At 70.8% G+C, this 17,532-nt stretch carries 14 protein-coding genes; 4 read left to right on the forward strand and 10 right to left on the reverse strand.

Annotation, left to right across the window (positions count from 1 at the left end; all coding sequences use genetic code 11):
- The first annotated feature begins 51 nt into the window (after positions 1-51).
- Together ACLQ28_RS12590 and ACLQ28_RS12595 are read left to right on the forward strand one after the other, a co-directional pair.
- The gene (locus ACLQ28_RS12590; protein ID WP_425686408.1) at positions 52-1,086 is read left to right on the forward strand and encodes a hypothetical protein; all 1,035 of its coding nucleotides are present in this window, start codon (positions 52-54) and stop codon (positions 1,084-1,086) included.
- Positions 1,083-3,926 carry a stealth conserved region 3 domain-containing protein gene (locus ACLQ28_RS12595; protein ID WP_425686409.1) on the forward strand — a complete coding sequence of 948 codons (2,844 nt, stop codon included), beginning with the start codon at positions 1,083-1,085 and terminating at the stop codon, positions 3,924-3,926. The genes ACLQ28_RS12590 and ACLQ28_RS12595 overlap by 4 nt, the downstream gene beginning before the upstream one ends.
- 87 nt (positions 3,927-4,013) lie before the next feature.
- On the opposite strand, the gene ACLQ28_RS12600 is transcribed toward ACLQ28_RS12595, so the two are convergent.
- The 10 genes from ACLQ28_RS12600 to ACLQ28_RS12645 all read right to left on the reverse strand — a co-directional run bounded on the left by ACLQ28_RS12600 (position 4,014) and on the right by ACLQ28_RS12645 (position 15,279).
- Positions 4,014-4,661 (reverse strand): hypothetical protein, encoded by a 648-nt coding sequence (locus tag ACLQ28_RS12600; protein ID WP_425686410.1) that lies wholly within the window; start codon positions 4,659-4,661, stop codon positions 4,014-4,016.
- A gap of 203 nt (positions 4,662-4,864) precedes the next feature.
- Complete coding sequence (locus ACLQ28_RS12605) at positions 4,865-5,650, reverse strand: anti-sigma factor family protein (protein WP_425686411.1); 786 nt, start codon at positions 5,648-5,650, stop codon at positions 4,865-4,867.
- A complete protein-coding gene (locus tag ACLQ28_RS12610) occupies positions 5,647-6,339 on the reverse strand; it encodes a sigma-70 family RNA polymerase sigma factor (RefSeq protein ID WP_393133793.1) in 693 nt (230 codons plus the stop codon). Before ACLQ28_RS12610 ends, ACLQ28_RS12605 begins: the two co-directional genes overlap by 4 nt.
- A gap of 124 nt (positions 6,340-6,463) precedes the next feature.
- The gene (locus ACLQ28_RS12615) at positions 6,464-7,321 is read right to left on the reverse strand and encodes a spermidine synthase (RefSeq protein ID WP_425686412.1); all 858 of its coding nucleotides are present in this window, start codon (positions 7,319-7,321) and stop codon (positions 6,464-6,466) included.
- Between the two features lie 18 nt (positions 7,322-7,339).
- On the reverse strand, positions 7,340-8,299 hold the full coding sequence (locus tag ACLQ28_RS12620; protein ID WP_425686413.1) for a hypothetical protein: 960 nt from the start codon (positions 8,297-8,299) through the stop codon (positions 7,340-7,342).
- Between the two features lie 55 nt (positions 8,300-8,354).
- Positions 8,355-10,829: an AAA family ATPase gene (locus ACLQ28_RS12625; RefSeq protein WP_425686414.1), complete on the reverse strand. Its 2,475-nt coding sequence runs from the start codon at positions 10,827-10,829 to the stop codon at positions 8,355-8,357.
- Positions 10,829-11,977 carry an exonuclease SbcCD subunit D gene (locus tag ACLQ28_RS12630; RefSeq protein WP_425686415.1) on the reverse strand — a complete coding sequence of 383 codons (1,149 nt, stop codon included), beginning with the start codon at positions 11,975-11,977 and terminating at the stop codon, positions 10,829-10,831. Before ACLQ28_RS12630 ends, ACLQ28_RS12625 begins: the two co-directional genes overlap by 1 nt.
- A 131-nt stretch (positions 11,978-12,108) precedes the next feature.
- Positions 12,109-13,863: an ATP-binding protein gene (locus ACLQ28_RS12635; protein ID WP_425686416.1), complete on the reverse strand. Its 1,755-nt coding sequence runs from the start codon at positions 13,861-13,863 to the stop codon at positions 12,109-12,111.
- Positions 13,864-14,233: 370 nt separating this feature from the next.
- Positions 14,234-14,389 (reverse strand): hypothetical protein, encoded by a 156-nt coding sequence (locus ACLQ28_RS12640; RefSeq protein WP_425686417.1) that lies wholly within the window; start codon positions 14,387-14,389, stop codon positions 14,234-14,236.
- Positions 14,390-14,532: 143 nt separating this feature from the next.
- Positions 14,533-15,279 carry a pyrimidine reductase family protein gene (locus ACLQ28_RS12645; protein ID WP_425686418.1) on the reverse strand — a complete coding sequence of 249 codons (747 nt, stop codon included), beginning with the start codon at positions 15,277-15,279 and terminating at the stop codon, positions 14,533-14,535.
- A gap of 151 nt (positions 15,280-15,430) precedes the next feature.
- On the opposite strand from ACLQ28_RS12645, the gene ACLQ28_RS12650 reads away from it, so the two are divergent.
- Both ACLQ28_RS12650 and ACLQ28_RS12655 read left to right on the forward strand, forming a co-directional pair.
- On the forward strand, positions 15,431-15,985 hold the full coding sequence (locus ACLQ28_RS12650) for a plasmid pRiA4b ORF-3 family protein (RefSeq protein ID WP_425686419.1): 555 nt from the start codon (positions 15,431-15,433) through the stop codon (positions 15,983-15,985).
- A gap of 205 nt (positions 15,986-16,190) precedes the next feature.
- Positions 16,191-17,480 (forward strand): ABC transporter substrate-binding protein, encoded by a 1,290-nt coding sequence (locus tag ACLQ28_RS12655; RefSeq protein ID WP_425686420.1) that lies wholly within the window; start codon positions 16,191-16,193, stop codon positions 17,478-17,480.
- Positions 17,481-17,532: the final 52 nt, after the last annotated feature.

A 17,532-nucleotide genomic window follows, 5' to 3' on the forward strand; every position in this document is an offset into this window, starting at 1 on the left:
CGACTGGACGGCCATCGGAAATGGGCGGGGACAGGCATGAGCGGAACTGGCATGAACGGGGCGCATCTGCGCGAGCTGGCGTCAGACGCGCTGCGGCGCTGGCCCCGGCTGCGGGTCGCCCTGCGCCGGGCCGACCGGCAACTGGGCCGGCAGGTGGCGCAGCTGAAGGGCACGATGCGGGCACCCGCCCCCCGGCGGCTCTTTCGGGCCGCGCTGCCGGCCGGATCGTCGATCCAGGCCCGCTTCGTGGGCGTGCTCGACGGGCACACCCTCAACCTGGACCTCGAGGTGCCGCCCGCGCTCGCCGCCGACGTCGTCGGTGCCGAGTTGCACCTCGTCCGTGGGAGTACGCGGCTCACCGTGCCCGCTGAGCTGCGTCACGCCGGCGACGGTCTGGCCGTCTCCGCCGCCGTCCTGCTCTGCGCTCGGCCGGGCGGCCTGGACCTGCCCTCGGGTGGCTCGTGGCGGGTGGAGTGCCGCCTGGTCAGCGAGACGGGTGGGGGAGACCCCGTCCGGGTGGTCGGAGGCGCGACCGAACGAGCTGCCGGCCCCACCGTGTCGGCCCCGCCCTGTCCCGACTCGGGATACCGGTACCGGCCGGTGACCGACCAAGCCGGCCGACTCGCGCTCGCCGTCACGGCTCCCGGGGCGTTGGCCGAACTCACCGACGTCCGACTGGACTGGACCGGGGCGAGCCTCCAGGTGCGGACGGTCGGTTGGCGGGCCGACGGGCCGGTGGAGGTGGGGCTGGAGCCGCGCGGTGGCGGCGAGTCTCTCCGCGTCCACGGTGAACCGGTCGGCCCCGACCTGCTGCGGTTCAGCCTGCCGTTGTCGGCGATGACGGAGGCCGGGCACGTTCGGGAGCGGATCTTCGACGTCCGGCTGCACGCCGAGTCCCGCCGGCTGCGTGTCGGCACGGTGCTGCACGACCTCACCAACCCCAAGCGGTCGCTACGGCCGCCGGCGGCGATCGTCTGGGCTGCGCCCGGCCGGTCGGTCCGCGTACGCCCCTACTTCACCCCGGCAGGCAGCCTCGCCCTGGCCTGCCTGCCCATCCAATCCTGCTCGACGGACGGCAACTCATGAAGATCACCTATCTGCTCACGTGGGCCGATGCCATCGGTGGCACCGAGCGCACCGTCCTGCGGCAGGCGAACTGGCTGGCCCGTCGGCACGAGGTGGAGATCGTCGGTGTCCTCCGCACCCGCGACGAGATGCCCTTCGAGGTGGATCCCGCGGTGCGGCTGGTGCACCTTCTCGACACCCGTGACGGTGTGGTCCGGCCAGTGCGGGGCGGGATGCCCGACGCCGTCGCCGAGACGCTCGCCGCCGAGCCCAGCACGCTGGTGCAGCGACACTGGGAGGGCGCGTTCTCCGCGCTGTCCGACCTCGAACTCGAACGCGTACTCGGCGAGACCGACGCCGACGTGGTGGTCACCACCACGCCCGCGTTGCTCGCCGTGGCCGCGAAGCTGTTGCCCCGACGCGTGGTGATCGTCGCGCAGGAGCACCGTGTCGCCGAGCTGCGGGGTTCCTCCGGTGAGCCTTTCGGGCTCTTCGCCGCCCGGGCCGACGCGATCGCGCTGCTCTCCCGACCCACCCGGGACTGGTTCGCCGACCTTCTGGGCGACGCTGCTCCCCGGCTGGTCGTGCTGCCCAACCCGATCGAGGAGGGCTACCGGCCGCGGTCGACCCGGGAGACCCGCAGCGTGGTCATGGCGGGTCGGTTGAGCCCCGAAAAGCAGTTCGAGCACGCGATCGCCGCCTTCGCCCAGATCGCCCCGGACCACCCCGACTGGCGGCTGCGCATCTTCGGTGGCGGGTCACGGTCGCGCTTGGAGGAGCGGATCGCCGGTCTCAAGCTCGGTAATCAGGTCCAACTGCTCGGCCCCACCGAGAGCATCGAGGACGAGTGGGCCAAGGCGTCGGTGGCGATGGTGACGTCCCGCGTGGAGTCCTTCGGTCTCACCCTGATCGAGGCGATGAGCGCTGCGGTGCCGGTGGTGGCGTACGACTGCCCCAACGGGCCCCGCGAGGTCATCGAGGACGGTAAGACCGGCTTCCTGATCGCCCCGGACAACATCGACGAACTCGCCGTCGCACTGCGCAAGCTCATCGAGGACGATGGCCTGCGGCACACGATGGGGCACGCGGCCTTGCGCGATGTGGAGCGCTTCTCGGTCGACCGGGTGATGCCGCAGTGGGAGCAGCTCTTCACCGAGCTGCTCGCCGACCATGACGGTCCTGGGTGGACGGAACGACGATTCGCCGCGGTTGCGGCCAGCCAGGCCCGGAGGGCGGCACCCAACGTGGTGCCGAGCAAAGCCGCCGCCCGCAGCGTGGGCACGGTCGATGTCGAGGCATGGGCTGCTGGAGTCGAGGCCGGACGCGAGGACCTGATCTGGACTCGGGGGCAGTTGACGCGCCTGCGGGACTCCACGCCGTACGAGGTGGCGCGAGACAACCTCGACCTGACGGTGGAGAGTCTCGACACCGCGGGCATCGACTACTTCCTCGTCCGACAGATGTCGCCGACCTTCCGGGTGGCCGTTCGTGAGGAGACCCGACAGTCCGTCGTGGCCGCCCTCGCCCGCCGATACGCCGATCGCCCGGTCTACGTGGAGGCCTTCGACCAGCGGAACCGCACGATGGGGGTCTGGCCGGCCGCAGCCACACCAGGGGTCACCGCGATGGCCACGGCCTCGTGGCTGCGAGTCTTCGAACCCGCGATGACCCTGTCGCAGACGCTGCGGATGGGCACGATCTACGGGTGTGCCGTGGAGTTCTGGCACACCGCCGAGGACGGGACGGACCTCTGCGGCCCATCCCGGACCCTGGTGGGGGACCGGTTGGCAGCCGAATCCCTCACCCCCGCCGTGGTGAGCGTGGGCGGGCAGAGCTATCGATCCGTCGATCCGTTCACGCGACGGCTCGCTGACGAGATCACCTTTCCCATCGATCTCGTCTACACCTGGGTGGACGGAGCGGACCCGGCCTGGGCGCGCCGCCGGGCGCAGGCTCTGGGGATCGGGTACGCCGAGCAGGATTCGTTGCAGGGCGCCGCACGTTTCCGCAGCCGGGACGAGCTGCGGTATTCGCTGAGGTCGGTCGACCTCTTCGCACCGTGGGCCAACCGGATCTGGATCGTCACCGACGAACAGGTGCCGGAGTGGCTCGACACCGCGCATCCCAAGGTCCGGATCGTCGACCACCGGGAGATCTTCACCGACCCGGGGGTGCTGCCGACGTACAACTCCCATGCCATCGAAACTCAGCTGCACCACATCGAGGGGTTGTCCGAGCACTTCGTCTACCTCAACGACGACGTCTTCTTTGGTCGCCTGTTCGGCCCCGACATGTTCTTCAACCCGGGTGGGCTGCCCAAGTCGTTCCGTAGTCCCACGCAGATCCCGCTCACGCCCCCCAATCTCGACGACGAGGCGTTCGCGGTGGCCGGCAAGAACAATCGGCGGCTGCTGGAGGAGGCCTTCGGCAAGACGCTGATCCACGCGTTCCTGCACGCTCCGCACGCACATCGGCGCAGCACCCTCTACGAGGTCGAGGCGGCGTTCCCGGATGCGGTCCGACGGACGGCGGCCAACCGGCTCCGGTCGACCGACGATGTGTCCATGCTTTCGTCCCTCGCGCACCACTTCGGGTTGATGAGCGGACGGACGACGGCGGGGTCGGTCCGCTGCACCTTCGCCAACATCGGCCTGGCCGCTCACCTGCCGCGGCTGGACAGCCTGCTGGCCAGCCGGGCGTTCGACGTGTTCTGCCTGAACGACTACCACGACGGCGACGTGCCGGCGGAGGATCAGGCAAGGATCATCGAGGCGTTCCTCGGTGCCTACTTCCCCATCGCCAGCCAGTTCGAACGGGGGAGTGAGCGCAACCTCCGGCTGTCCACCGCCGCGTGGCGGTGACGGCGCCGCTGAACCTGCGGACACGACGGTGGTCGGCCGCGCCCTCCCCGGCGACGACCGACCACCGTGTCCTGGTGACGAACGGGCTCAGTACGAGTAGCCCGAGCCTCCGGCGTCGTTCGAGCCGCTGTCCGCTGGCGGCGCGACCGCCTTCGGCGTGGAGGTCGGCAGGCAGCTGAGGTTCTTCTTGCCGTCCGGCTGGACCACGAACCAGGTGCCACCGACAGCCTGGCCCTTCCACTGGCCGGGCTTCTTGTCGCCGATGTAGCGGTAAACCGGCCAGCCAGAAATGGTGAGCTGACGGGTGCCGTCCTGACGGGTCACGCTGCTGACCTTGTCATCGGAGACGCCGGTGAGCTGCGGGTTGCCGTCGGTCAGCGCCGGGGGCCACACCTCGGCGCACTTGTCGACGCAGTTCGACGACGGCGGGTCGGCGGTGTCCTTGTCGAAGCGGTACAGGATCCAGCCGTCCTGGTCGGTGACCACCTTGCCCATCCGGGCAACGCTCTTGCCGACCAACTGCTCGGTCAGGTCGACGTTCGCGGGCGGCGCGTCGGCGACCGGCGCCTCCGCGGACGCCGAGGCCTCGGGTTCAGCCGTCGCGGTGGGCTCGGCCGCGGCGACGGCGACCGGCTCGGCCGCGCTCGAGTTCGCCCCGTCGTAACCCGCGGGAGCGCAGGCCGTTAGTGCGACCATCGCGCTCGCGACGATGACGGTCCGCTTCATCTGTGCCACGTGCCCTCCTCATTCTTGGCAGTTCACCCATAGGTACGGAGAGCGGGCTGTCAAGGTTGAAGTAGTAACAGTGGTCAATTTCACGCGAATTGATTGAACCGATTCGGGCGGACGTCCGTACGCCCCCGGAGCGGGCTGTCAGCCGAAAAGCAGATCGACGCCAGTCATTGTGACAATGACTGGCGCCGATACGGTACGCGAGACTACAACGGCACCGTGACCAGCGGACTCGCCACACCGGTGGCATCCACCGACTGCACCTGGAGCTGCTTGATCTCCTCGGCCAGGGCTGACGTCGACGCACTCAACTCGAGGCCCTGCGGTCGGGTGTTGGTGCCATAGCCGTCATTGGGCACCGACCAGCTCGAGACAACCTCGGTGCTGCCGTTCTTGCGCACCACCACCAGCCGGCACGTGCGTGGGCCGGGCAGCTTCCGCAAGCTGAAATTGATCCGGGTGCCGTACTCCCGCTTCACCAGGAACATGGTGGTCTGCACACCGGTGGTCGGGTCGGTGGCCTCGACCTGATCGCCCTCCTCCTCGGTGCCGCCGACACCCGGGCCGCTCGGCGGGGCCGTCGGCCCGATCGTCGCCGGCTCGCTCGGTGCGCTCGGTGCGCTCGGCGTCGAACCGGCGAGCGGCGACGGCTCGCTGTCGGTCACGCTGACGAAGCCATACCCGCTCAACCCGCCGAAGACCACCACCGCGGCGGCCGTCGCGAGCATCTGACGAAACCGGGTGCGACGCCGGTCGGCCCGGACCGCGCCCAGCGTCCGGTCCAGCAGCGCCGGGTCGGTCGCCGTCTGCTCCAGCGCCATCATCGTCTCGCCGTCGATGTCGGAGAGCAGCCCCACCACCGGCACCATCGTCTCCAACTCGGCCGCGCACGCCCAGCAGGTGGCGAGATGCTCCTCGAACCGCTCAGTGTCCTGCTCGTCGAGCACGCCGAGCGCGTACGCCGCGACGTCCATGTGGTCCGGCCGGCTCATTCTGTCACCCCCCGCTCCTGCAGAGCCGTACGCAGCGCGCGCAACGCGTAGTAGACACGCGACTTGGCGGTGCCGAGTGGCAGCCCCAACTCCTCAGCGGCCTCCGGCACCGTCCGCCCCCGGAAGTACGTCGAGATCAGGATCTCCCGGTGCGACTGGCTGAGCGTACGCAGCGCGTCCGCCACCGTCATCGTCCGCAACACCCGGTCGGTGCTGTCCGCCTCCGCGAAGGCGGTGAGATCCCGGTCGTACGTCTCCGGCGGGCGGGCCTCCTGGCTGCGGTGCTCGTCGATGGCGATCCGGCGGGCCACCGTGACCAGCCACGGCCGCAGCGAACCCTGCCCCTGCGTGCCCAACCGGTGTGCGTTACGCCAGGCCCGCAGCAGTGTCTCCTGGACGATGTCCTCCGCACGCTGCCGGTCCCCCCCGGTGAGTCGCATGACGAACATCAGCAACGGGCCGGCGTGCTCGGCGTAGAGCAACCGGATCAGCTGGTCGGAGTGGCTGGCCTCGGTTGACGTCGCCTGATGACGCCCGGGCGCCGGTCGCGGCGTCACCGGACCATTCTGGCGAGACGTCGCGCGCGCGTCGACCCCCCGAGCTGACGACGTCGGCCGAGACGAGGACCGCGCCGACATCCAGTCCGCGCGTACCGCGTCGCCATGCCAACCGGCCGCCACCGCATGCATGCAGACCTCCGGGGTGTCCGAAACCATCGCCGGCCCACGAAGCGAGCCGCCCGGTGGTACGCAGCACCGTCCCCAGCGGATCAACAAACGCCGAAAAAAGTTCTGCGCGGCCGTCGGCGGGCAGTCAGCGGCGTACGGAGAACAGGCCCGGCGGTGGCGGATCGGAGCCGGTGGCGTCGGCGTCCCGGACCACCTGCGCACCGCCGGCGAAGCGGTCCAACTCGTCACCGGCCACCACCCGGCCGGGGAACCAGTCGCCCGCGGCGCGCCGGGTCAGCTCCGGCACCGGCGGCGTGGCCCGCCCAGCGACCAGCACCAGGTTTCCGTACCGGCGGCCACGCAGCACCGCCGCGTCGCCCACCAGACAGGCCTGCGGCAACACCGAACGGACCGTGGCAACCTGCCCACGCGCGTGCCGCAGCGGCGGCCCGTCGGCCAGATTCGCCAAATACCAGCCGTCGGGGCGGAGCACCCGCGCCACCTCGGCCGTGTATTCCACGGACGTGAGGTGCGCCGGAGTACGGGCACCGGCGAACACGTCGGCGACCACCACGTCGTAACTGGCGTCCCGGGTGGCGGTCAACACGGCCCGCGCGTCCTCCACGCGCACCCGCAGCCGGGCATCGGACGGCCACGGCAACGCCCGGCGGACCAGCTCCACCAGAGCGCCGTCCACCTCGGACACCCGCTGGGTGGAGCCGGGCCGGGTGGCGGACACGTACCGGGGCAGGGTCAGGGCGCCGCCGCCCAGATGCAGCACCCGCAGCGGCTCGCCCGGCGGTGCGATCAGGTCCACCGCGGCGGCCAACCGCCGCACGTACTCGAATTCCAGGTGAGTGGGGTCGGTCAGGTCGACGTGCGACTGCGGTGCGCCGTCCAACAACAGCGTCCACGAGCCGGCCCGGTCCTGGTCCGGAACAAGCTCGGCCTGCCCCGTGTCCACCTGCTCGACCACCCGGTCAGCCGCCCGTTTACGTCCCATCCTGACCAGTCTCCGCGTTCAACGGGCCGCGCGGGCCGCAGCGGTCAACGCGCGGTGCAGCAGTCGGGAATCGCCGAGCAGGGCACGCAGTCGGCGCTCCAGCCCGGCGATCGGGATCAGATTCTGTGGGGCTCGCGGATCCTTGTACGGGGTGGAGGCGAAACGAGGCAGGGTGACCAGCGACAGGTCGGCCAGCTCGATCGCCGCCTCGACGGGCAGGTCGGCAGAGCACTCCACCCGCACGATGCCCGCCCACGGCGCACCGACCGCCACCGGCAGCCGCAAATACCACGACCAACCACCCCAGGCTGTGCCCAACCGGAACACCGGCGAACGCTCACCCGACGCCAAACCGGTCACCACCGCAGTCAGCCGGGCATCCAGGTACTGGCTGTGCTGGGTCTTGATATAGCCGAGCGTGCGCGGCAACTGCCGGCGACTCCGCAACGGGCCGTCCACCACCAGCAGGTCACCGTCGACCCGGGCGGCGTCGGACACCGCCACCTCCAGCGCGGTCAGCGGGCCCTGCACGGCGGCCGGCAGTTTCGCCAGCTCACCGGTGCCACCCACCCGGTGCACCGGGTAACGAATCGCACCGGCCACCACATCCTGCGCCGACGGGCTCGCGGTGAACAGACCCCGACCAACCCGGGTGCCGGCCAACTGCGCGGCACCCCGACCCAGGTCGCACCGGACCACCCCGGCCGCGTACGAGGCGGCCAACCCGGGGAACGACCCGCCGTCCGTCTCCGCCGTCCAGATGCTCGCGTCGATCCGGCGCACCCCGTCGACCATCAACACCACGTCGGGTGCCCGCACCCCTGGGCGTACCCCGATCGCCCGCCAGTCCACGGCGGGCAACTCCACGTCGGCCTCGACCTGCGCGCTGCTCTGCGCTGCCGGCCCGGCGGCGGACGCCTCGAACGACGCCCCGTACGCCGGGTCCCACGAGTCGACAAAGAACGCGGCGTCACTCAACGGGTGAGCCTTTCGTTCGCGACTGCGGGGCTCCGCTGCGCTGCACTCCTCGCGCTCACCGGCCGGTCCGTTCGATGCGCGCCGACCGGGCATCCTTGCGCACCTCGAAGCGGACCGGGATCCGCTCGGCCAGCGCCGGCACATGGGTGACCACGCCGACCATCCGGTCACCCCGGGCGGCCAGATTTTCCAACGTGGCGGCGACCGTGTCGAGGGTGGCCGCGTCGAGCGTGCCGAAGCCCTCATCCAGGACGATCGACTCCAGGCTCGCCGCCGTGGTCGACATCCCCGCCAGCTGCTCGGAGAGCGCCAACGCCAGCGCCAGGGACGCCTGGAACGTCTCACCGCCGGAAAGGGTGCGAACGCCCCGGCGTAGCCCCGCGTCGTGGTGGTCGACCACGACGAACTCACCCTTGTCGTGCACCAACTCGTACTGGCCGGAGGAGAGCTCCCGCAGGATCCCCGACGCACCGTCGACCAGCAGGTCCAACGCCTCGGCCAGCAACCACCGTTCGAAGTTGTTGGCCCGCAGGTGCCCGGCCAACGCACGGGCCACCTGCGCCTCCCGCTCGTGCCCGGCCCGCTGCTCGCGTAGCGTCCCGGCCTGCTCGCGACGCTCCCGCAGCCGCCGCCGGTCGGCATCGGCCCGCTCCACCGCCACGGTCGCGGCGTGCACCGGGTCGTCACCGACCGGCACGTCGGCGGTGGCGAAGATGCCGGCGATACGCCGCTGCACCGCGTCGGCCTTCGCCTCGGCCTCGGCGACGTCGACGGCCAAACCGGCTCGGTCGGCGCGGCGGCGGTCCGCCTCGGTCGTCGCCCAGCCGGTCAACGCGGCCCACGCGGCGGCCACGTCGTCCCGATCGGTCGCGGGCGGGCCAAACCGGGCCAGCCCGTCGCGGGAGGTGTCGAAGGCCCGCCACGCCGCCCGCAGCCGCTCCTCGGCGGCGTCCACCCCAGCCCGGGTCTGGCGGGCGGTCTCACGGCCGGCCCGGACCGCGGTCGCCGCCTCGTCCAGCGCGCGCCGCAACCGGGCATGCTCGGCCAACTCCCGGTGCAGCACCGCAGGCTCGGCCGCGCCGGCGAGTTGCCCGTCCAGCTCAGCCAATCGGGCTTCCAACTGCTCCTGACGGGCCCGCGCCTGCACCAGCAGCCGCTCCAGGTCACGCGCCGCCGCGTCCCGCTGTTGTACGGTCGCCTGCGCCGCCTTGGTCGCGGCCCGCGCCGCCTTGCCCGCCGCCGTCGCAGCCGCCACCGCCGAATCGGCCGGCACCGCCGGCACCCGCGCCACCGGCTGCTCGCAGACCGGGCAGGCCGCGCCGGCATGCAGGTGCACCCGCAGGCTGACCGCCAGGTCGGTGGCCTTCGCCTCCTCGTGCGCCCGGAAAGCCGCCTCCAACTCGGCATCGGCCCGCTCGGCAGCCGTGCGGGCGACGGCCAGCGCGGCCACCGCCGTAGCGTGCTCGTCGTTCGCCGCACTCACCGCAGCACGGACCGTGTCGGCCTCGCCGGACAGCCGGTCCCGATCGTCGTACGCCCGCAGCAGCAGTCGCACCGCGCTCTCGTCGCCGGCACCAGCCAGCTCGCCGCGCAGCTTCTCCTCCCGCTCCTCGGCCAGCGACACGCCGGTCGCCGCAGCCTCGGCCTCGGCCCGCGCCGAGGTAACCGCGCGAGCCACCTCGGCCACCCCGGCGGGCGCACGCACCCCGGCCAACACGGTCAGCTCGTCGTCGAGGGCGGTCAGCGCCGCCGCAGCCTCCCGGGCGGCGCCTCTGGCCGACGCCAGCTCCGGCACCGCGGCGGTCACCGTGGCCGCCAGCTCGGCCATCCGGTCGACCCGAGCGTCGGCCTCGGCCAACGCCTCGTCGTCCACGCCAGTGAGCCCGGCGAGCAACTGGTCGACCGCGTCGAGTCGGGCATCCGCCTGCGCGGCGCGCGCCGTCGCCTTCTTTTGCACATCCTCGTAGACGCCGAGGCCGAGCAGGTTGACCAGGATCTGCTGTCGGGTCGCCGGCTTGGCGTGCAGGAAATCGGCGAACTGCCCCTGCGGCAGCACCACACAGCTGGTGAACTGCTCGTACGGCAGCCCAACCGCCTCCAGCACCGCCTGCTCCATCTCGGCGGGAGTGCCGGCCACCACCTCGCCGAGGTCGTCCGGGCTCAACCCGGTGTCCAGCTTCGTCACGTCGAAGCCGGCCGGCATCAGCTGCAACCCCGCGTTCGCGGTCTTGACGTTGCCCCGGCCGTCCCGGCGCACCACCCGGGTGGCCACATAGCGGGCCCCGCCAGACTCGAAGACCAACCGCACCCGGGCCTCGGTCGCCGACGGAGCGAGCGCGTTCGCCAACCCTCGGGCGCCACCCCACCGGGGCACCATCCCGTAGAGGGCGAAGCAGATGGCGTCCAGCACCGTGGACTTGCCCGAACCGGTCGGGCCGATCAGGGCGAAGAAGTCGGCGTCGGTGAAGTCGACGGTGGTGTCGTCCCGGAAGACCGTGAACCCGGCCATGTCCAGCCGCATCGGACGCATCAGTGCTCGACCTCCTCGAAGAGCTCGTCGAAGAGCTCCCGGACGCCCTCGTCGGCGTGGCCCCGGCTGTCCAGGTAGTCGGCGAACAACTCGCGGGGGGAACGCCCCGAGCGTTGCGCGATGCGGGCACCGCTGCCCGGCGCGGCCAGCAGCTCCGGGTCGATTCGGATCTCCAGCGCACGGGGAAGCAGCTCCTGGACCTCCTCACGCAGGCCGGCGCGGGGTTGCTCCCGCACGTACACCCGCAGCCAGGCATCCGGCGCCTCGATCTCGGCGAGCTGGGCCAGGGTGCCGCGCACCGTACGCAGCGCGCTCGCCGCGGTGACCGGCACCTCACGCACCCGGGCGGCGGTGCTGGCGGTCACCTCGACCATCGTCACCGAGGGGACATTTTCCTGCTCACCGAAGTCGACCGCGAGCGGGCTGCCGCTGTAGCGCACCGGGCAGGGGCCGGCGACCCGCTGCGCCCGGTGCAGATGGCCCAGCGCCACGTAGTGCGCGGTGGCCGGAAAGACGGTGGCCGGAACGGCGTAGCCCAGCACGGTGTGCGCGTCCCGTTCGCCGCCGCCGGTGGCCGCGCCGGTCACCGTCAGGTGCGCGGTGACCAGGTGCACCCGGTCCGGTTCGCGGAAACCCTCGGTCAGCCGCCCCAACACCCGGCCCAGGTGGTCGGCGTACGTCTGATTGGTCTCCGCGGCGGTCAGCTCGTACATCTCCAGGGCGCGGATCGCGTACCGCTGGGACAGGAACGGCAGCGCGGCCAGCTGCCACCGCTCGCCGTCGGCAGTGACGCCGTCGATCACGTGCTCGTCCGGATCTTCCCGCACTCCGCCGCGCAGCGTGATGCTGGCGGCATCAGCCCACGGGCGCAGCGCGTCCAGCGCGGGGCCATTGTCGTGGTTGCCGCCGATCGCGACCACGTCCGCGCCGGTGCGACGCAACGCGGTCAACGCCCGGGTGACCAGGCGGGTCGCCTCCGAGGTTGGCGCGGCGGTGTCGTAGAGGTCGCCAGCGACGATCACCAGATCCGGCTGCTCGGCGCGTGCGATGTCGATCACGCCGGCCAGCACGGCCTTGTGCTCCTCGGCCCGGGACTGCCCCTTGAGCACCTTTCCCACGTGCCAGTCGGAGGTGTGCAGGATCTTCATTGCTGTGCTTGCCTTCCGTTCGCGACTGCGGGGCTCGCAAGCTCGCTCCTCGCGCTCACCTGTGCTTGCCTTCCGTTCGCGACTGCGGGGCTCGCAAGCTCGCTCCTCGCGCTCACCTGTGCCGGCCCTACCTAGAACGGGATGTCGTCGTCGGTGCTGCCGCCACCGGAGCCCACCACGGCGAACGGGTCGGCCGACTGGGTGATCGAGCGCAGCGTCTCCGATGGTGCCCGGCCCGCCTCGGAGACCCGGGTGGCCCAGGCCGGGAACGGGAACTCCAGGCAGAGCGGCACCGGAATGTCCGGCTGGTTGACGAACATGGTGCCCGGCTTGGCCAGCAGCGCCCGCTGTCGCTGGGCGGGCGGGAGGAAGCCGTACTCCGGGCGGGAAGCCTCGGCCGGGTCGAGCCGCCCGACCACCCGGATCGCCGAGTTGGTGACGATGCGCCGCTCCACCTCGCTCGCCGTCTGCTGCGCGCCGATCAGGATCACCCCGAGCGAGCGGCCCCGCTCGGCGATGTCCAGCAGGACCTCCTTGATCGGGGAGGAGCCCTCCCGGGGGGCGTACTTGTTGAGCTCGTCGAGGACGACGAAGAGCAGCGGCTTGGCGGTGCCGGACTTCTCCTTGCGCTCGAACTCGCTCTTGAGCGTCACGCCGACCACGAACCGTTGGGCGCGATCCGGAAGATTGTGCAGGTCAACCACGGTGACCTGCGCCGACTCGCTGGTGTTGATGGAATGCGGGCGGCGGGTGGTGAGGTCACCGCGGATCAGCCGGGCGAGGTCCTTCTTGCTGCCGATCAACCGCCGGGCGAACGCGTTGACGGTGCCCAGACCGACAGCGCTGCCCGCCCAGTCGGAGCGGGTCTCGTCGTTGTTGAGCTGATCGACGATGTGGTCGACCAGATCGCCGTAGGAGCCGAGCCGAACCCCGTCGATGCTCACCCCGCCGTCCGCGGGCTGGGCGTAGCGAGCCAGGTGCGCGGTCACCGAGTGGACCACCATCGTGTACTGCTGGCGCTCGTCGTCGGCGTCGGCGAAGACGTACGGCAGGAGCCGGTCGGCGCAGAACTCGCTGAGCGTCCAGTAGAACGAGTCGACCCCCGTCAGCCGGCTGCTCACATCCGGCGTGCCGGCCGCGTCACCGACGCGGGGAGGGGCGTACACCCGCACGTCCGGGAACGCGCCGGCACTCAGACCGAGCTTCGCGTACGCCGCGCGGGTGGGCTCGTCGAGGCGCGTATTGGGGTGGTCCAGGAAAAGCAGGTCCTCACCCTTGACGTTGAAGATCAGCGCCTTGGCGTTGACCGCGTCGCCGCCCAGCACCCCGGAGCGGAAGACCGAGTAGAGCAGGAAAGTGGCGAAGCTGGTCTTGGTGGCCACCCCGGAGATGCCGGAGATGGAGACGTGCGCGCCCCGGCTGCCGTCGAGGAAGTCGGCGTTGAGGTAGACCGGGACCCCGTCACGACCCATCCCCATCGGGATGCGCCGCTCCATCCGGTCGAAGTGCAACGCACGCGCCCGGGCGTCGCCCTCGGCGCGGTGCACCACCGCACCCGGGGTCGGCGGCACGTAGAGCTCCGGATCGACCCGGGTGGTGGTGACCTCGGCGGCCTCCTGCACCTGCGCGGGCAGCGTGCCGTCGGCGATGGCGAACACGTCGGAGTCGAACTGGGCACCCTCGTGCCGAGCGCGGACCTGGGTGACGACGCCGGCGATCGTCACCGGCTCCCGGTCGGGCAGCTCTCGCCGGGTGACCACGACGTCGTCGAGTTGGAGATAGCTGCCGGGTGCCACGGCCGTCCAGAACTGTAACGGAGTGGCGTCGGCGGTGCCCAGCACCCGCCCGACCGCCTCGCCAGGGCTGTCGAGGTCGGCGTCGGTCATCGGGCGACTCGGGTCGGTCGGGCAGCACGGTCGGGAACCATGCTGTGCATCCTGCCCGAGGAGTACGACAGGTCGCCACGCGACGCGTCGGACGACACCATGCTCCGTCACGCTCCTGACGCTGGGTGTGTAGCCGAGGACAGTGTGTCGCAGTCTGGGTGTACGGTCATCGATCGCTCAACCTCCGTGCCAGGGTCGCGTTATCTAGACATGGAGCCTGCATGAATGACGACTTCGGCACCTTCGTCTCGACCAGTGGTCCCCGGCTCTGCTGACCGGCTGAGGCAGTTCTTCCGGTCGTCGCTGTCCGAGACTGTGTTCGCAACGGTGACGGACTTGGGGGCGGCGTCAGCAACAGCCCGTTGTTGTATCAACGGCCCAGGATCGGCAACGACCGAACCTGGACCGAATCCTCACCGAGGACGACAATGGCTCCCCGGTGAAGGTCATCCATCACCGGCGGCAGGTTGGCAAGGATGATTGCCACCACCTTGGGTGACAGGTTGTTGTCGACCAGGAACCTCACGCCGCATGCCGCAAGGGCAGTTCCCGTTCCCGCACCGCCTGGGCGGCGTATTGCAGGGCATCCCACCCATAACCGAGGCATCGATGGTGATTCGTTCGAACCTCATTCAGCCATCGTAGTCGCGTTGCCCGCCTGCTCCGGTGTTACAAGCGGGCGTGGCGGAGCATGAGGACGCCGTCGTCGGCGGCGAGCACGTGCCGCAGTGGCAGCTGCCGAGGTGGCACGGTCTCGCCCGCGGCGATCCGGCCCGGCCCGGGGCCCGCCAACAGCGGCGAGACGGTCAGGCACAGCTCGTCCACCAGGTCGGCGGCGGTGAGCGCGCCGAACAGGTGTGGGCCGCCCTCGCAGAGCAGTTGGGTAAGCCCGCGTCGGTGCAGCTCGGCGAGGCCGGCGGCCAGGTCGACCCGGTCGGTGCCGCAGCGCAGCAGGTCGGCGACGTCGGTCAGGCCGGGTGGCGGGTCGGCGTCGGCGTGGGTGAGCACGATCGGGCGGGTCGGTGCGTCGGCGAAGGCGGCCTGTGTCGGATCCAGGTCGAGCGAACCGGAGACGACCACCAGCGTCGGGTACTCGGTCAGCCCGTGTTCGCGGCGCCAGGCGCGGCGCCGCTCGTTGAGGCGGACCGCCCGGTACCCCTCGTGGCGAAACGTGCCGGCGGCCACCACCAGCGCGTCGCAGACCATCCGCAGCAGGCCGAACACCCGCTTGTCCGGCTCGCCGGAGAGCCCGGCGGAGTAGCCGTCCACGGTGACCGCGCCGTCCAGGCTGGCGACGAAGTTGACCCGGAGCCGAGGTTCGGCGGCGCGGCCGTAGAGGGCGGTCAGTGCGGCGTCGTCGAGCGGCTGCGTCGACGGCTCTGGCCAGAGCCGTCGGATCGGGATTCCGACGGTCATTCGCTGGCCGGACCGGTGACCGGAGGGGTCGGTTCGGCGGTACGGTGCTGGCAGTCGCACCAGTTCCGGCCCGGGCAGTCGTCGTGTCGCCGGGCCCGGCACGCTCGGCAGATCATGCTCGCAGCCTAAGCCGCAGGAGGACAGGGCCAGCATGCCGCGTCAGATCTTCCAGCTCAAGATGTCCCTCGTCGGCGTCCGCCCGCCGGTGTGGCGCCGGGTGCTCGTTCCGGCCGGTTACACGCTGGACCGGCTGCACCGGGTGGTGCAGCACGCGATGGGTTGGCGGGACTGCCACCTGCACTCGTTCGAGATCGACGCCGTGCAGTACGGCGAGCCCGACCCGGATGGGGAGTTGGCGCTGCACGACGAACTGGACGTGCGGCTGGACGCGGTGCTCGGCAAGGGCAGCCGGTTCTCCTACACGTACGACTTCACTGACTGGTGGGAACACGACCTGGTCGTGGAGGACGCGCTGGCCGTCGATCCCGACGAGCGGTACCCGGTCTGCCTGGCCGGCGAACAGGCCTGCCCGCCGGAGGGCATCGGCGGGCCGTCGGGCTATCAGGCGCTACTGGTCGCGTTGGCCGACGGGGCTGACCTGGCCGACCCGCGGGACGCGATGTTGCGTGATTGGGCGGGCTCCCGCTTCGACCCGTCCCGCTTTGACCCGCGCCGGACAACCACCCTCCTGCGTCGTTTCTGCTAGCCCCACCCTGCCCCTGGTCGCGTAGATCGCCTGGTGGTAACGATCTGGGAACGCTCCCATCGTCCTATTGACACTCCCGTTACCTGTCGGCAATCTCATGGGAGCGCTCCCGAGATGGCCTGTGTCACTCACCCATCCCCGGCCTGGCGCGATGAGCACCCCCCACCACACATCCAGCCTCACCACCGGAAAGAGGGGTCAGCGAATGAGCGTCACCACGCGGCGTACCCGCCTGGCGGCCGCTGCCCTGGCCGCGATCACCGCAATCGGCGGTCTCGCAGCCTGCGGCAACGACGACGACAAGCCAGCAGCCGGCGAGAAGCCGGCCAAGTTGGTCGTCGACACCTTCGGCGAGATGGGCTACGACGAGCTCGTCAAGCAGTACGAGAAGGACACCGGCATCAAGGTCGAGCTGCGCAAGACCGCGCAGCTCGCCGAGTACCGGCCGAAGCTGGTCCGCTACCTGGCCACCGGCAAGGGCGCGGCGGACGTCACTGCCCTGGAAGAGGGCATCCTCAACGAGTTCAAGCCCAACGCGCGCAACTGGTCCGACCTCGCGCCGCTGGTCTCCGACCACTCCAAGGAGTTCCTGCCCTGGAAGTGGGAGCTGGGCAAGGCGCCGGACGGTCGGCTGATCGGCCTGCCGACCGACGTCGGCAGCCTCGCGGTCTGCTACCGCAAGGACCTGTTCCAGGCGGCCGGTCTGCCCACCGAGCGCGACCAGGTGTCGGCGCTCTGGCCGGACTGGAAGGGCTTCCACGACGCCGGTCTGAAGTACAAGCAGGGCAGCGGCGGCAAGGCGTTCATCGACTCGATCACCGCCGTCTCCAACGGCGTGATGTTCCAGGGCAACGGTGACCTGTTCTACGACAAGGAAGACAACATCATCGCGGACACCAGCCCCGCGGTAAAGAACGCCTGGGACACCGCGACGTCGATGGCAGACATCTCCGCCAAGGCGCAGACCTGGTCGCCGGAGTGGTCGGGTGGCTTCAAGCAGGGCACCTTCGCGGCCACCTTCTGCCCGTCCTGGATGCTCGGCATCGTGTCGGACAACTCCGGTCCGGCCAACAAGGGCAAGTGGGATGTCGCGTCCGTGCCGGGCGGCGGCGGTAACTGGGGCGGCTCGTGGCTCGCCGTTCCGGCGCAGAGCAAGTACCCGAAGGAGGCGGCGAAGCTCGCCGAGTACCTCACCAACGCGAAGAGCCAGGTGGAGGCCTTCAAGCTCAAGGGCCCGCTGCCCACCAACCTGGAGGCGCTGAAGAACGACGCGTTCACCAGTTACACCAACGAGTACTTCAGCAACGCGCCGACCGGCAAGATTTTCGGGGAGAGCGTCGCCAAGATCCAGCCGACCCACCTGGGTCCGAAGCACCAGGCGGTCAAGGAGAACGCGCTTGAGCCGGCCCTGCGGGCGTTCGAGAGCGGGCAGGCCGACAAGGCGAAGGCCTGGGAGCAGTTCACGAAGGACGCCAAGACTCAGGGCGCCTTCTGAGTGATTCCCCTGCCGGTGGCGTTCGGGGCTTCCCGGACGCCACCGGCCGGTC

Source organism: Micromonospora sp. DT201 (assembly GCF_049841575.1).
GTDB lineage: Bacteria > Actinomycetota > Actinomycetes > Mycobacteriales > Micromonosporaceae > Micromonospora.

What these genes read in the sequence shown, in the direction of transcription:
- ACLQ28_RS12590 (WP_425686408.1), top strand. Translation starts at nt 52, where the DNA reads ATGAACGGGGCGCATCTGCGCGAGCTGGCGTCAGACGCGCTGCGGCGC.
- ACLQ28_RS12595 (WP_425686409.1), top strand. Translation starts at nt 1,083, where the DNA reads ATGAAGATCACCTATCTGCTCACGTGGGCCGATGCCATCGGTGGCACC.
- ACLQ28_RS12605 (WP_425686411.1), bottom strand. Translation starts at nt 5,650, where the DNA reads ATGAGCCGGCCGGACCACATGGACGTCGCGGCGTACGCGCTCGGCGTG.
- ACLQ28_RS12610 (WP_393133793.1), bottom strand. Translation starts at nt 6,339, where the DNA reads ATGCATGCGGTGGCGGCCGGTTGGCATGGCGACGCGGTACGCGCGGAC.
- ACLQ28_RS12615 (WP_425686412.1), bottom strand. Translation starts at nt 7,321, where the DNA reads ATGGGACGTAAACGGGCGGCTGACCGGGTGGTCGAGCAGGTGGACACG.
- ACLQ28_RS12625 (WP_425686414.1), bottom strand. Translation starts at nt 10,829, where the DNA reads ATGCGTCCGATGCGGCTGGACATGGCCGGGTTCACGGTCTTCCGGGAC.
- ACLQ28_RS12630 (WP_425686415.1), bottom strand. Translation starts at nt 11,977, where the DNA reads ATGAAGATCCTGCACACCTCCGACTGGCACGTGGGAAAGGTGCTCAAG.
- ACLQ28_RS12635 (WP_425686416.1), bottom strand. Translation starts at nt 13,863, where the DNA reads ATGACCGACGCCGACCTCGACAGCCCTGGCGAGGCGGTCGGGCGGGTG.
- ACLQ28_RS12645 (WP_425686418.1), bottom strand. Translation starts at nt 15,279, where the DNA reads ATGACCGTCGGAATCCCGATCCGACGGCTCTGGCCAGAGCCGTCGACG.
- ACLQ28_RS12650 (WP_425686419.1), top strand. Translation starts at nt 15,431, where the DNA reads ATGCCGCGTCAGATCTTCCAGCTCAAGATGTCCCTCGTCGGCGTCCGC.
- ACLQ28_RS12655 (WP_425686420.1), top strand. Translation starts at nt 16,191, where the DNA reads ATGAGCGTCACCACGCGGCGTACCCGCCTGGCGGCCGCTGCCCTGGCC.